Annotated in this window: 12 protein-coding genes; 2 read left to right on the top strand and 10 right to left on the bottom strand. The window is 64.8% G+C overall.

Annotated elements, in window-relative coordinates:
• Positions 1 to 17: 17 nt before the first annotated feature.
• The 8 genes from DXH78_RS17990 to coaD all read right to left on the bottom strand — a co-directional run bounded on the left by DXH78_RS17990 (position 18) and on the right by coaD (position 6,405).
• Entirely contained in the window at positions 18 to 1,007 is a 990-nt protein-coding gene (locus DXH78_RS17990) for a Bug family tripartite tricarboxylate transporter substrate binding protein (RefSeq protein WP_168192884.1), read from the bottom strand.
• 43 nt (positions 1,008 to 1,050) lie between these two features.
• Positions 1,051 to 1,905: an amidohydrolase family protein gene (locus tag DXH78_RS17985; RefSeq protein WP_115518643.1), complete on the bottom strand. Its 855-nt coding sequence runs from the start codon at positions 1,903 to 1,905 to the stop codon at positions 1,051 to 1,053.
• A gap of 116 nt (positions 1,906 to 2,021) precedes the next feature.
• A complete protein-coding gene (tgt, locus tag DXH78_RS17980) occupies positions 2,022 to 3,158 on the bottom strand; it encodes a tRNA guanosine(34) transglycosylase Tgt (protein WP_115518642.1) in 1,137 nt (378 codons plus the stop codon).
• Between the two features lie 6 nt (positions 3,159 to 3,164).
• Positions 3,165 to 3,530: a bleomycin resistance protein gene (locus DXH78_RS17975; protein WP_115518641.1), complete on the bottom strand. Its 366-nt coding sequence runs from the start codon at positions 3,528 to 3,530 to the stop codon at positions 3,165 to 3,167.
• A gap of 2 nt (positions 3,531 to 3,532) precedes the next feature.
• Positions 3,533 to 4,630 (bottom strand): tRNA preQ1(34) S-adenosylmethionine ribosyltransferase-isomerase QueA, encoded by a 1,098-nt coding sequence (gene queA, locus DXH78_RS17970; RefSeq protein ID WP_115518640.1) that lies wholly within the window; start codon positions 4,628 to 4,630, stop codon positions 3,533 to 3,535.
• A gap of 119 nt (positions 4,631 to 4,749) precedes the next feature.
• Positions 4,750 to 5,205, bottom strand: coding sequence for a peptidylprolyl isomerase (locus DXH78_RS17965; protein WP_115518639.1), 456 nt, complete (start codon positions 5,203 to 5,205; stop codon positions 4,750 to 4,752).
• A gap of 40 nt (positions 5,206 to 5,245) precedes the next feature.
• Positions 5,246 to 5,887, bottom strand: coding sequence for a peptidylprolyl isomerase (locus DXH78_RS17960; RefSeq protein WP_115518638.1), 642 nt, complete (start codon positions 5,885 to 5,887; stop codon positions 5,246 to 5,248).
• A gap of 17 nt (positions 5,888 to 5,904) precedes the next feature.
• Positions 5,905 to 6,405 (bottom strand): pantetheine-phosphate adenylyltransferase, encoded by a 501-nt coding sequence (gene coaD, locus DXH78_RS17955; protein WP_115518637.1) that lies wholly within the window; start codon positions 6,403 to 6,405, stop codon positions 5,905 to 5,907.
• 157 nt (positions 6,406 to 6,562) lie between these two features.
• Between coaD and DXH78_RS17950 the strand changes: the two genes are divergently transcribed.
• Both DXH78_RS17950 and DXH78_RS20300 read left to right on the top strand, forming a co-directional pair.
• Positions 6,563 to 7,243 carry an ankyrin repeat domain-containing protein gene (locus tag DXH78_RS17950; RefSeq protein ID WP_115518925.1) on the top strand — a complete coding sequence of 227 codons (681 nt, stop codon included), beginning with the start codon at positions 6,563 to 6,565 and terminating at the stop codon, positions 7,241 to 7,243.
• A 373-nt stretch (positions 7,244 to 7,616) separates the two neighbouring features.
• Positions 7,617 to 11,222: an autotransporter outer membrane beta-barrel domain-containing protein gene (locus DXH78_RS20300; protein WP_168192883.1), complete on the top strand. Its 3,606-nt coding sequence runs from the start codon at positions 7,617 to 7,619 to the stop codon at positions 11,220 to 11,222.
• Between the two features lie 49 nt (positions 11,223 to 11,271).
• On the opposite strand, the gene DXH78_RS17940 is transcribed toward DXH78_RS20300, so the two are convergent.
• Together DXH78_RS17940 and gyrA are read right to left on the bottom strand one after the other, a co-directional pair.
• Complete coding sequence (locus tag DXH78_RS17940; protein ID WP_115518635.1) at positions 11,272 to 11,886, bottom strand: LysE family translocator; 615 nt, start codon at positions 11,884 to 11,886, stop codon at positions 11,272 to 11,274.
• An 81-nt stretch (positions 11,887 to 11,967) separates the two neighbouring features.
• On the bottom strand, positions 11,968 to 14,721 hold the full coding sequence (gyrA, locus tag DXH78_RS17935) for a DNA gyrase subunit A (RefSeq protein WP_115518634.1): 2,754 nt from the start codon (positions 14,719 to 14,721) through the stop codon (positions 11,968 to 11,970).
• Position 14,722 lies beyond the last annotated feature (1 nt).

The following is a 14,722-nucleotide window of genomic DNA, read 5'->3' as shown; positions in this document are numbered from 1 at the left end:
CTCTTCCCCGCCGCCGTCTACTTGCGAACGATGCCGGCCTTGTCGACCACCATGTTCAGATTGGCGATATCGTCCTTGAGCCGCTGCATCAGCTCTTCCGGGCTCGACGGTTGCGCTTCGATGCTGAGCTTGGCGAACTGCTCCTGCACCTCTTTCATGGCGAGCACTTCGCGGATACCCTTATTGAGCTTGTCGACAATCTCCTTCGGCGTGTCCTTCGGCGCAAAGATGCCGTTCCACGAATAGACGCGGAAGCCCTTCATCCCCTGCTCCGCCGCGGTTGGGACGTTCGGGAACATCTGCGAGCGCTTGTCCGCGGCCGTGGCCAGCAGCCGGATGTCACCGGACTCGACCTGGCCCTTCACCGCCGGCGGAAAGTCGAGCATCATCTGCACGTCGTTGCGCAGAAGCCCGACGACGATATCCGGCGAGCTCTTGTAGGGAACGATCACGACGTCGATATCGGCCGCCGACTTGAAGTATTCGCCGCCGAGATTCTGCGTCGAACCCGCGGTGATGGTGCCGACATTGATCTTGCCCGGATTGGCCTTGGCGGCCTTGAGGAGATCGCCAAGCGTCTTGAATTCGGACTTCGCCGACACCGCGAGCACGGCGTCGAACTGGCCCATGGTCGAGACCATGGCGAATTCGGTGAGCGGATCGAATGGCAGCTTCTTGAAGGTGGCCACCGCCGCCGCCGTGCCGTTGCTCAGAAGGCCAAGGGTGTAACCGTCAGGCTGCGCGGTCGTGACCGCCCGCGCCGCGCTGATGCCGCCGGGCCCGGGCATGTTCTCGATGGCGATACGCTGGCCGAGCTTATCGCCCAGTTTCTCGGCGACGATCCGCGCCGTCACGTCGCCGACACCGCCGGCGCCGAACGGCAGCACAAGGCGTATCGGCTTGTCCGGCCAAGCGGCCTGCGCCTGCGGCATGGCCGCCAACATGACGGCAGCCGCGCCGGCCAGAATGATGCCGCGCCGCGTACCATCAAAAACACGTTTTGCCATTGGGGCCTTCCTCCACTGTCGTTTGTTGAATTCTTCCGGCTTCTCAGAAACCATACAGACGCGCCGGGTTGTCGACCAGCAGGCGTTGCTGCGCCCGTTCGTTCACGGCGTAATGCGGTATCAGGTCGACCAGATCGGCCTCGTCGCATTCGTGGGTCGAGTTGGGATGCGGGAAGTCGGTGCCCCACAGCACCCGCTCCGGATTGACCTCGACGAGGATACGGGCAATCGGCGCCGCGCGGTTGTAAGGCGGCAGGTCGATGCGCTCGGCGCCGCAAACCTTGATCCAGCAATTGTCGAGGCGCGCGAGCTTGACCAGCGCCCGCAGCGGCTCCTGATCGACGCCGGCCAGCGCCGGCACACGGCCCATGTGATCGACAATGAAGGGCAGCGGCAGGCGTGAAATCATGCCCGACAAAGGCACGATGTCGGGGGCGTCGAGATGCAGCACGACATGCCAGCCCAGCCCCTTCACCCGGTCGATGACGCGCATGAACACGTTCATGTCCGGTGCGCCACCCAGATGCTTGACGAAGTTGAAGCGAACGCCGCGAACGCCGCCCTCATGCAGCGTCTCGAAGTCCTTGTCGGTAAAGGTGCCATCGACGATGGCGACGCCGCGGTAGCGCTTGGGGTCGGAAGCGATGCAGTCGAGCATCGCGCGGTTGTCGGTGCCGTGGCAGCTCGCCTGGACGATAACGGCCCGTGAGACGCCGAGATGGTCGTGCAGCGCCCGCAGCGCTTCCTTAGGGGCGTCCTTGGGGGTGTAGCGGCGGTTCGGCGCGTAGGGAAACGTGTCGCCTGGCCCGAACACATGGCAATGCGCGTCAGTCGCCCCCGCCGGCAGCTTCACCCGCGGTGCGCGCCGGTGTTCCAGAAAGGTGAGATCGACGGTCATGGGGACGCAGCTCCAAGTGAGTTCGTGGCGTGGCATAGCGAAGGCAACGGCCGGAGACAATCGCCCCGTCATTCCGGCCCGGCAGCGAAGCGAACGGCCCCGAAATAACCGGTCCTTTACAGGGGCGGCAGATCGCCCTTGCGCCAGCCTTCCAATACCGTCTCCCGGTAATCGGCAAAGCGCCCGGCCTCGATCGCGGCGCGCATACCGGCGGTCAACGCCTGGTAGTAGGCGATGTTGATAGTCGACAGCATCACCTGTCCTAGCATCTCGTTGGCCTTGGTCAGGTGGTGCAGATAGGCGCGCGAATATACGCGCGCCAAGGGGTGCGGGCTGTCCTCGTCGAGTGGGCGCGGGTCGTCGGCGTGTCGCGCATTGGACAGGTTGATCTGGCCGAAACGGGTGAAGGCCATGCCGTGGCGGCCGTTACGGGTCGGCATCACGCAATCGAACATGTCGACGCCGCGGGCGACCGCCTCGATGAGGTCGTGCGGCGTGCCGACCCCCATCAGGTAGCGCGGCGCGGCTGCCGGCAGCGCCGGCGTCGTCTCCTCAACCACCTTAAGCATCACTTCCTGCGGCTCGCCCACCGCCAGCCCGCCAATGGCGTAGCCGTGGAAGCCAATATCGGTGAGCGCCTTGGCGCTCTGTTGCCGCAGCGGGACGTCGTCGCCGCCCTGGACGATGCCGAACAGCGCATAGCCGTCGCGCGCGCGGGCCTCGAAGGCGCGCTTCGACCGCTCGCCCCAGCGGATCGAGAGCTGCATCGCGCGCTCGATCTCCTCCCGCGAGGCCGGCAGCTTCAGGCATTCATCGAGCTGCATGGTGATGTCAGTGCCGAGCAGAGCCTGAATCTCGATCGAACGTTCCGGCGTCAGCTCATGTTTGCTGCCGTCGATATGCGAACGGAAGGTAACGCCCTGCTCCGTGAGCTTGCGCAAGGTGGCGAGCGACATGACCTGAAAGCCGCCCGAGTCGGTCAGAATGGCGTGCGGCCAGTTCATGAATTTGTGCAGGCCGCCCAGGGCGGCGACGCGTTCGGCGCCCGGCCGCAGCATCAGGTGATAGGTGTTGCCAAGCAGGATCTGCGCGCCGGTGCCTTCCACCGCTTCCGGGTAAAGCCCCTTCACCGTGGCCTGGGTGCCAACGGGCATGAAGGCCGGCGTCTCGACCGGACCATGCGGCGTCACCACGGTACCGCGCCGGGCCATGCCGTCGGTCTTGTGAAGAGTGAAGGAAAAAGATTGGGTCACGCGGGCTCAAATCTCCTGCGGGCTACAGCCGAAGCGCAGCAGGTTGCCGTGCGGGTCATGGATGTAGAACTCCTTCATGTCCCACGGCCGGACCTCGAAATCGGACAATCGCTCTACGCCCCGCGCTTTGTATTCCTCGTAGAGCGCCACAATCTGGCCTCCGCGGATATAGCAGGAGGTGTTCTCGGGATGAATGCGATCCGGCGCCAGCCAGAAATGCAGTTCCATCTCGTCGCGCCGGACAATCAGATATTTGTCGTCGCGATATCCGGCCTCGAAGCCGAGCTTGCCGACATAGAAGTCGTGCGACTGGGCGATATCGAGCGAGGCCAGAACGGGGATGCACCGAGCCGGATCGGACGGAACCGTCATTGTCATGCCTTTGCTGCGGCGACTGCCGGATGCAGCAGGCAGGCATCGCCGTAGGAGTAGAACCGGTAGCCGGTCTCGATGGCATGGCGGTAGGCGCGCTGCATCGTCTCGAGGCCCGAGAAGGCCGAGACCAGCATGAACAAAGTCGAACGCGGCAGGTGGAAGTTGGTCATCATCAGATCGACCGCCTTGAATCGGTAGCCGGGCGTGATGAAGATCGCGGTGTCGCCCGCGAATTCATGAATAACGCCGTCCGCGCCGGCCGCGCTTTCCAGAAGCCGGAGCGCCGTCGAGCCGACCGCCACGATGCGCCCGCCCTTGGCGCGCGCCGCGTTTAGCGCTGCGGCCGTAGCGGCGCTCACCACGCCGAATTCGGCATGCATCTTGTGGTCGGCCGTGTCGCCCGCCTTGACCGGCAGGAAGGTGCCAGCGCCGACATGCAGGGTCACCTTGTGGAGGGCGACGCCGCGCGCTTGAAGCCGCGTTAAGAGCTCGGCGGTAAAATGTAATCCGGCAGTCGGTGCCGCCACCGAGCCGTCCGCATGCGCGAAGACGGTCTGGTAGTCGGTCTTGTCCTGCGCGTCGGTTGGCCGCTTCGAGGCGATGTAAGGCGGCAACGGCATGTCGCCCCGCTCCTCGATCGCCTGATCCAGATGCGGACCATGCAAGGAAAATGAGAGGGTTACATCCCCGCCCTCATCTTTATGTAAAACTTGAGCATCGAGCTGATCGAGGAAGCAGACCCGCCCCTCGGAGCCGAATCGCAGCACGTCGCCGGCCTGAACCTTCTTGGCGCCGAGGATGAAGGCCCGCCAGGTCGAGCCGTCGAGCCGCTTGTGCAAGGTCGCCTCGATGGCCGGCTCCGTCTCACCCCGCCCGATACGGCGGCCCTTGAGCCGCGCGGCGATCACCTTGGAATCGTTGACTACCAAGCAATCGCCGGGCTGCAGGAACTCCGGCAAATCGCCAACCGTGCGATTTTCGAATTCCGCCGCCTGCCCCGGCCTGACGACCAGAAGCCGCGCGCTCTCACGCGGCGACACCGGCCGCAAGGCAATGCGGTCGGGCGGCAGATCGAAGTCGAAGAGGTCGGTGCGCATAACTGTCCGTCATTCCGGGACGGCGCGTGAGCGCCGGGCCCGGAATCCATACTCCGCAGCGCTGGGGTTATGGATTCCGGGCTCGCTCGCTATCGCTCGCGCCCCGGAATGACAATACCTTACGCCCCCATCGTCGCCTTGACGATCTTGTCGGGGCTCTGCACCGGCTCGCCGCGCTTGATCTTGTCGACGTTCTCCATGCCGGAGATCACCTTGCCCCAGACCGTATACTGGTTGTCGAGGAAGGTGGCATCGTCGAACACGATGAAGAACTGACTGTCGCCCGAATCCGGGTTCGAGGCGCGCGCCATCGACACCGTGCCGCGCACATGCGGCTCGGTGTTGAACTCGGCCTTCAGCTTTTTGCCGGAACCGCCCATGCCGGTGCCCTGCGGACAACCGGTCTGCGCCATGAAGCCATCGATGACACGGTGAAAGACAATGCCGTCATAGAAGCCTTCCTTCACCAACTCCTTGATGCGCGCGACATGGCCGGGCGCGAGGTCGGGGCGCATCTCGATGACGACGTTGCCCTTGGTGGTTTCGAGCGTCAGCGTATCTTCTGGCTTGGCCATAATCGGAAAACTCCTTGTCCTGGAAATCGAAGGCTTGTCGTCAGGGGACGATGGTCGCCTTGGTGACGTGATCGAGCCGCGGAAAGCCTTGCGTCAGATACGCATTGCCTTCCGTCTGGATGCGGTTCTGGTCGGGGCCGCGGCCGTTCGGCGCGCCCTCGCCATAGCCCGAATAGAGCTTGTCGACGATATCCATGCCCGAGACGACCTTGCCGAACGGCGCAAAACCCATGCCGTCGAGCCGGCTGTTGTCGTCGAAATTGATGAAGACCTGCGTGGTGCGCGCGTTCGGGCCGGAAGTCGCGAAGGTGACCATGCCGCGCGTGTTGCTCTGGGAGACGCGGTCATCCTGAATACGCGCGACGCGCCATTTAGCATTCAGCGCCGGATCGGCATTGAGGCCGAACTGCACCATGAAACCCGGGATAACGCGGAAGAAGCGGCCATCGTCGAAATAGCCGTTCTTGACGAGATTGTAGAAGCGGTCGGCGCCGGTCGGCGCCCAGGCGCGCGTCACCTGGATGACGAAGGAGCCCTTCGATGTGTCGAACTTGGCCTTGTAGGTTGCCGGCGCCTGTTCGGTGAGCGCGGCGGGATTGGCGAGTTTGGCGTTCTGCGCCAAAGCCGGAGACAAACCAGCCGTCAGCAGCGCCACCGACAAGAGAAGTCGTCGAGAGATCATGGTCGGTCTCCGGAAAATCAGGATTTGGCGAAGCGCTTTTTCAGCCGCTCGGCGACGCTGGCCGGCACGAATGACGACACGTCGCCGCCCATCGCGGCGATCTGGCGCACCAATGTGGCGGTGATCGGGCGCACCATCGGCGAGGCCGGCAGGAACACGGTCTGAATCTCGGGGGCCATCGCCTCGTTCATGCCGACCATCTGCATTTCGTAGTCGAAGTCCGTGCCGTCGCGCAGGCCGCGGATCAGGATGCTCGCGCCGGCCTTTTGCGCCGTGGCGACCAGCAGGCCGTCGAAAGTGATGCAAGTCATCTCGCACTTGGCCGCCTTGGCCAGCGGCGCACAGGTCTCTTCGAGCATGGCCAGTCGCTCCTCGGCCGGAAACAGCGGCGCCTTGCCCGGATGAATGCCGATGGCGAGGATGAGCTTGTCGGCCAGCCGGACGGCATGGCGCACAACATCGATATGGCCGTTGGTGACCGGGTCGAAAGAGCCGGCGTAAAGGGCAATCCGCGACATGGGTTCCGTCTACCCCGGCCCCGCCCTTGCGGCAAGGGTCGGCCGGTCCAGCATCCCGGCTGCGGCCGCGGGCCGCGCCCTGATGCCGGATGAACGGCCCGCATTCGGGGTTAGTCTCGGGCAAATCTTGGCGGCCAACCATCCGGGGACCCATCCGATGCTCATCCGCTTCATTGTTGCCGCCCTCGTCCTGACGGCCCCGGTTGCGTCGGCGCAGGTGGCCCCCGATGCCACCGAGATCGCGGCGTATCAGGGCCTGCACGCTGCGGCCGCCGCGGGTGACGCAGCAGCGGTCGAACGGCTGGTGAAAAACGGCGCCGCGCTCGAGGCGCGCGACAAAGGCGGGCGCACGCCGCTCCATGTCGCCGTGCATCTGAAAAAGGCCGACGCCGCCCGCGCCCTGCTCCGCCTCGGCGCCGACGCCAATGCGCTCGATGCGCAAGCCTATGACATCGTCACCATCGCTTCGGTCGCCGACGATGTGGCGATGCTGAAACTGTCACTCGATGGTGGCTGCAAGGCGACAAACATCACCAGCCCCTATCACGGTACGGCGCTGATCGCCGCCGCGCATCTCGGCCATGATGAGGTGGTGCGCATGCTGATCGCGGCGAAAGCGCCACTCGACCACGTCAACAATCTCGGCTGGACCGCGCTGATCGAATCCATCGTGCTCGGCAATGGCGGCGCGCGTCACACCGCGACGCTGAAGGCGCTGGTCGAAGCCGGCGCCAACGTCAACATCGCCGACCGCTCCGGCGCAACACCGCTGACCTTGGCGAAGACCCGCCGCTACGCGGACATGGTCGCGATCCTGGAACGCGCCGGCGCGCGCTGAGCGTCAGGTCTGGCGCGCATCCACACGTCATAGAACCGTCGCCTCTGATCCCAGACTGGGACACCAAGCCCAATCTGAGCCATGCCCATTCTTGAATGGATGGTCCGTTTGGCCGGATAACACTGGGGCGGCTCCAACAGCTCAAATACCCATATCCGACACGACATGACTTGATCGTTTCAAGTATCGCGGACGCATGTCCGATCTACTGAGAAATTTTGCTGACGGAGGGAGCGACAGGAGGCCGCTACGCGTCAGGGACTGAGGATTTGAAATGCGAAATGGACGACCCCCGGTTGGGTCTTCACAGGCTTCGACGTCACCCTCTTCGACTTCAACGAACGCAAGACGCCAGACGGTCCGCTCAGGGCTATTGTCCTCCACCGCACTCGCCGAGCCAGCCGCATCGGTACGCGCTGTCGCCTGCGGCGTGACCGCGCTGACGCTGGCAACTCTTGTCGGCGTCCCGGCATCGGCCGGCACCATCGACTACACCGACGGCGCAAACCTCACCGTCCCCATTACTCTCAGCAACCCGGCAACGCTCAACGTCAACAGCGGCGCTGCCACACAATCCGGAGCGCTTGGCGAAGGCGTTGCCGGCATGGCCGTGACCAAGACCGGCCCCGGACAACTGACGCTGTCCGGCACCAACACCTATACCGGTCTCACCACCATTGCCGGCGGCACGCTGACCATGGGCATCGCGAACGCCATCGCAACCTCGTCCGGCGTGCTTGTGCAGTCCGGCACGACCTTCGACCTCGGTGGGTTCAACCAGTCGATCGGCACGCTCACCATCAATAGCGGCGGCACGGTTCAGATCGGCGCCAAGGCGCTGACCATCAGCGACAATGCCAACACCGTCTGGTCCGGCACCATTCACGGCACCGCCGATACCGGACAGATCAAGAAAACCGGCACGGGCACCGTCACCTTCGACAATTTCACGCAAGACGGCGGCGAACTGCACATCAATGGCGGCGCGGCCGCGCTGACGTCCGGGACGTCCTCTATCTGGTATCTCGCGGTCGGCTCCGACTCCGGCACAGCGGGCATGACCATGTCCGGCGGCACGCTGAACATCAGCGGCGGGCCGGGCGGTTCGCTGGATCCGGCGTTTCAGATCGGCGACTGGGGCGGCACCGGCACCATGAACCAGACCGGCGGTGCCGTCACGGTGACCTCGGGCAGCATGAACATCGGCAATCAGGGCGGCACCGGCACCTACAATATCAGCGGCGGCACGCTCAGCCTCCTCGGCGGTCTGCACAACATCGGCCGCAACACCAGCACCAATCCGGCGAGCACCGGCACGCTGAACATCAGCGGCACTAGCCTCGTCGTCGTCGACACCGACTCGATCTCCGCCGGCAGACTGATCATCGGCAATCGCGATGCCACCGCCACCGTCGGCCAGGGCAGCGGCACGATCAATCAGAGCGGCGGCATCCTGCGGATCGGGGCCATCTCCGGTCTTTATCTCTCCGCTTATGGCGATGGCACCTATAACCTCACCGGCGGCACACTTCAGATTGGCGGCAGTAACCTGCATGCGCGTAACGCCGGCAGCGGCAGTTATGCCTTCAATCTCGGCGGCGGCACCGTGCAGGCCTATGGTTCAGCGCTGACCGCCGCCGTAAATGCAACGCTGCTGAGCGGTACCACATCGACGATCGACACCAATAGCCTCGGCGTTGCCTGGTCCGGCGTGCTGTCCGGCAGCGGCGCGCTGAGCAAGATCGGCGACGGCACACTGACGCTGTCCGGCAACAACACCTTTAGCGGCGGCACCACGCTCAATGGCGGCACGCTGCGTCTGGGTCACGGCAACGCCCTCGGCACTGGCGGCCTGACCGTGCAGAACGGCGGCGTCGACTTTGCAAGCGCCGTCACGATCGCCAACAACATAACGATGAAGGCATCGACGACCTTCAACGTCGACAGCGGCTCCGCCACGCAAAACGGCATCGTCGGTGAAGACAGCGGCAGCTTCGGTCTCACCAAGACGGGCGGCGGCACCCTCACCCTCGGCGGCGTCAACAACTACACCGGCGCCACCACAATCTCGGCCGGCACCTTGTCCACGACCGCCGCCAACGCCTTCTCCAGTCTGACGGCCATGAGCATCGCGTCGGGCGCCATCTGGAATGCCGGCAGCAATAATCAGTCCATCGGCTCGCTGGCCGGCGCCGGTATCGTACAGACCGGCGCGATGGCGCTCACGATCGGTGGCAATAACACCAGCACAACCTTCTCCGGCGTCATCGGCGGCAATGCCTCGTTAATGAAATCAGGTACGGGCACGCTCACGCTGAGCGGCGCCAACACCTACGCCGGCGGCACCACCATCTCCGGCGGCACGCTGCTGGCCGGCGCTGTTAATGTGCTGCCGACCGCGACCTCACTCACCATCGGCACCGGGGGCGCGTTCGATCTCGGCGGCTTCAACCAGACCACAGGCGCGCTGACGAACGCGGGCAAAGTCTCGGTCGGCGCCGGAACCAGCTATTCCGTCATCGGCAACGTCACCTTCAATGCCGGCTCGACGTTCGAGGTCGGCACCAATGCGACGCAGGCCGGCAAGATTGTCGCCACCGGCAACGCCAGTTTGGACGGCACGGTGACCGTGCGCGCCGGAACCATCAGCAACAACACCGCGACCATCCTGCAAGCTGCGACCATCAGCGGCACATTTGCCGGTGTCAATTCCACCTACGCCTTCCTCAATGCCGCGCTGAACTACAGCGCGACCGATGTCACGCTGACGCTCACCCCCAATGGCCATGCGTGGTCCAGCGTCGCAGCCACGTCCAACCAGAGCGCGGTGGCGGCCAGCGTCGAAGGCCTCAGCCGCGCCAACCCCTTGTACCAGTCGCTGCTGTATCTCGACGCGGCCGAAGCACGAAAGGCATTCGATCTGCTCTCCGGCGAAGTCTTCGCTACGCTGCAAGGCACGCTGATCGGCGGCACGCAGACCATCAATGCGTCAATCTTCAACCGCCTGGCACAAGGCTCGGGCGCCAGCGCCCGCTTCAGCGGTCCGACGGCGATGCAGGTGTCGGGCGGCGCGTCGTCGGCCTATGCCGACGACGGCAAAACGCGCCGTCCCTTTGCCGGCCGCTGGCCTTTCACGCGCGCCGAAGACAACAGCCGCAAGGTGTCGCTCTGGAGCCAGGCCTTCGGCAATTGGACCCGCACCTACGGCAACGCCGACATGGCGGAATCGCGCAGCAACACCGGCGGCGTTGTCACCGGCTACGATGTGACCGTTGATCGCATTTGGCGCTACGGGCTTGCCGCCGGTTTCGACCGGACCTGGATCTCGTCCGATGCGCGGCTGTCGAACGCCACCTCCGACGGTTATCACGTCGCCGCCTATGGCGGCGTGCAGCAGGACAGCTACGCCCTGCGGGGCGGTGCGGCCTTCACCTGGAACGACATCAGAAGCAACCGCACGGTGGCGTTCACCGGCTTCAATGAAAAGCTCGAAGCTCAATATCAATCCATGAGCACGCAGCTGTTCGGCGAGATCAGCACGCGCCTGCCGGCGGGTGCGGCCATCGTCGAGCCCTATGCAGGCCTCTCCAACGTGAACACGGTGACGCCGGGCTACAGCGAGACCGGGGGCTCCGCTGCCCTCACCGCGGCGCGCACGGTGCACAACACCGGCTTCTCGACGCTCGGCGCGAGAGCGGCCGGCGCGCTGCCCTTCGGTCCGCAAGCGGTGACGCTGCACGGCGCACTTGGCTGGCGCCACGCCTTCGGGCAACGGGCGACAACAACGCAGCTCGCACTCGGCGGTGCGTCGGCGTTCAACGTCAACGGCGCGCCGATCGTCGGCGACACCTTGCTCTACGACGCCGGACTGACCTGGGCGATCCGGAACGGCATGAGCTTCGACCTGAGCTACGCCGGAGAACTGTCCACGGCCGCGATCAGCAATACGGTGCGCGGGACGTTTACCTATCGCTACTGAGCGATATCAGGCCCCGCGCACGTTCTTGCTCCCGGCGGCGCCGGGCGTATCAGCCCGGCCGGCGTGTCAGGCTCAGCCATACGCCGCCGCCCATGAGCACGAGGCCCGAGATGCGGCCCAGCAGCTTGTTGTGGTGGGGTTTCAGGAACCAGGCACGGCCAAGCCCGGCGGCAACCGCCCAGCATGAGTCCAGCACCGCCGCGATCAGCAGCGACGTCACCGACATCACGAAGATCTGGAAGCCGACCGGCAGCGCCGGATCGATGAACTGCGGCAGGAAGGCCGTGAAGAAGGCAATGGTCTTCGGGTTGGTCACCGCGACGAGAAAGCCGCGGGTCGCAAACACATGGCCGCGGGGCTCGAGCTTCGGCACCGGATCACCGGCATGCCGCCAGGCCTGAATGCCGAGATAGAACAGATAGGCGGCGCCCGCCCAGCGCATGATCTCGAACAACGTCGTCGACATCCGCAGCAGCCACTCGAGGCCGAAGCCGATGGCGGCCAGCAGCACCGCAGTGCCGGCCATGGTGCCGATCACGGTCGCCAGCGCCGGACGAATGCCGCGCTGCGCGCCGGTCGCGATCACCAGGGTCACGACCGGACCCGGAACCGCAATAAGGATCGTGGTGATAACGAGAAACGCCGAGAAAAGCTGCCAGTTCATAGGGAGTTCTCACTGTCATCGTCCGCAAACGCGGGCGATTCAGTAATCCCTGTCTGAACGGAAATGTCCAGCCGGGGAGATTTACTCCCCGCCTTCGTCCTCGCTGAGGCGCTCGACCGACACGACGCGCTCGTCGTCCGCCGTATCCAGCACGATAACGCCCTGCGTCGACCGTCCGGCGAGACGGATGCCCGTGACTGGCGTGCGGATCAGCTTGCCGGCATTGGTCACCAGCATCACTTGATCGTCTTCCTCGATCGGGAACGACGCCGTCAGGCGGCCGATCTTCGGCTTGAGTTCGAAGCCGCCGCCCTTGGCCTTCTGCCAGATATCCATTGCGACGATGCCTTTGCCGCCGCGGCCGGTGATGCGGTACTCGTACGACGACGTCCGCTTGCCGTAGCCGCGCTCCGACAAGGTCAGCACGAACTGTTCGGCCGCCGACATCTCGACATAGCGCTCTTCGCTGATCTCGATCGCGGCCACATTCTCTTCGGCTTCGACCTGCATGGCCGCCACCGCTTCGTCGTCGCCGCCGGAACTGCGGCGCACCGCGCTCGCCTTCTTGAGATAAGCCGCGCGCTCTTCCGACGACGCCTCGCTGTGGCGCAGGATCGACATCGAGATCAGGCGATCGTCGTCCTCGAGCGCAATGCCGCGCACGCCCATCGAGGTACGACCGGTGAACACGCGCACCTCCGGCACCGCAAAGCGGATGCACTGACCGCCCGACGAAGTCAGCAGCACATCGTCCTTCTCGGTGCAGATCTGCACGCCGACAATACCCTCGCCGTCCGCGAGCTTCATGGCGATGATGCCGGAGCGGCGTACTTCGACGAAGTCCGACAGCTTGTTGCGGCGGACCGTGCCCTTGGTGGTGGCGAACATGACGTCGAGATCGCCCCAGGTCTTCTCGTCCTCGGGCAGCGGCATGATCGAGGTGATGGTCTCGCCGTTGTCGAGCGGCAGGATGTTGATGAACGCCTTGCCGCGCGCCTGCGGCGCCGCCAGCGGCAGCCGCCACACCTTCTCCTTGTAGACCTTGCCGGCCGACGAGAAGAACAGCACCGGCGTATGCGTCGAGGCGACGAACAGCCGGGCCACGAAATCCTCGTCGCGCACCTGCATGCCGCCGCGGCCCTTGCCGCCGCGGCGCTGCGCCCGGTAGGTCGAAAGCGGCACGCGCTTGACGTAACCCAGATGCGACACGGTCACGACCATGTCCTCGCGCTGGATCAGGTCTTCGTCGTCCATGTCGCCGGCCGCTTCCGAAATCTCGGTGCGGCGTGGCGTGGCGAACTGCGCCTTCAGCGCCGCCAGATCGTCCTTGATGATGGTCTGGATGCGCGCGCGCGAGCGCAGGATGTCGAGATAGTCGGCGATCTCGGCGGCGAGCTTGTCCAGCTCTTCCTTGATCTCGTCGCGGCCCAGCGCGGTCAGGCGCTGCAGGCGCAGATCGAGGATGGCCTGGGCCTGTTCGGCCGACAGCCGCGTCGAGCCGGTATCGGAGACGCGGTGCCGCGGATCGTCGATCAGCAGCACCATGTTGATCATGTCTTTGGCCGGCCAGTCGCGCGCCATCAAGGCCTCGCGCGCTTCCTTGGCGTCCTTCGAGGCGCGGATCAGCTTGATCACTTCGTCGATATTGGCCACCGCGATGGCGAGACCGACGAGGATATGGGCGCGGTCGCGCGCCTTGCCGAGCAGGAACTTGGTGCGCCGCGACACCACCTCTTCGCGGAAGGCGACGAAGGCGGTCAGCATGTCCTTCAGCGTCATCAGCAGCGGACGGCCGCCATCGAGCGCCACCATGTTGACGCCGAACGACGTCTGCAGCGGCGTGAAACGATAGAGCTGGTTGAGCACGACTTCGCGCTCGGCGTCGCGCTTGAGCTCGATCACGACGCGATAGCCGTCGCGGTCGCTCTCGTCGCGCAGGTCGGAAATGCCTTCGATCTTCTTGTCGCGCACCAGTTCGGCGATGCGCTCGACCATGGTGGCCTTGTTCACCTGGTACGGGATTTCCGAGATGATGATGGACTCGCGGTCCTTGCCGAAGGTCTCGAAGGCGACCTTGCCACGCATCACCACCGAGCCGCGCCCGGTCGTGAAGGCCGAATAGATGCCGGAGCGGCCCAGGATGATGCCGCCGGTCGGAAAGTCCGGTCCCGGCACGATGTTGAGCAGGTCGTCGGTCGTGATCGCCGGATTGTCGATCATCGCCACGCAGGCGTCGATGACTTCGCCGAGATTGTGCGGCGGGATATTGGTCGCCATGCCGACGGCAATGCCGCCGGCGCCGTTCACCAGCAGGTTCGGATAGCGCGCCGGCAGCACCGCCGGCTCCTGCTCGTTGCCGTCGTAATTGTCCTGGAAATCGACGGTGTTCTTGTCGATGTCGTCGAGCAGCGCCATCGCCGGCTTGGCGAGACGGCACTCGGTGTAGCGCATCGCCGCCGCCGGATCACCGTCGACCGAGCCGAAATTGCCCTGCCCGTCGATCAGCATCAGGCGCATGGAGAAATCCTGCGCCATGCGCACCAACGCGTCATAGATCGCGCTGTCGCCATGCGGGTGATATTTACCCATCACGTCGCCGACGACGCGGGCCGACTTCACGTATTTCTTGTCCGGCGTATGGCCTTGCTCGTGCATCGAATAGAGGATGCGCCGATGCACTGGCTTGAGGCCGTCGCGCACATCGGGCAGCGCGCGCGACACGATCACGCTCATGGCGTAATCGAGATAGCTGCGCTTCATCTCTTCGGTGATCGAAATCGGGCGCACGTCGGAGGGGTTTTCACCCCCCGTTTTGGGGATCTCGGTATCGGACAAG

The sequence above is a fragment of the Undibacter mobilis genome (assembly GCF_003367195.1).
GTDB lineage: Bacteria > Pseudomonadota > Alphaproteobacteria > Rhizobiales > Xanthobacteraceae > Pseudolabrys > Pseudolabrys mobilis.
Note: the sequence above shows the minus strand (reverse complement) of the source record. Positions and strands in the feature narration are given on the sequence as shown.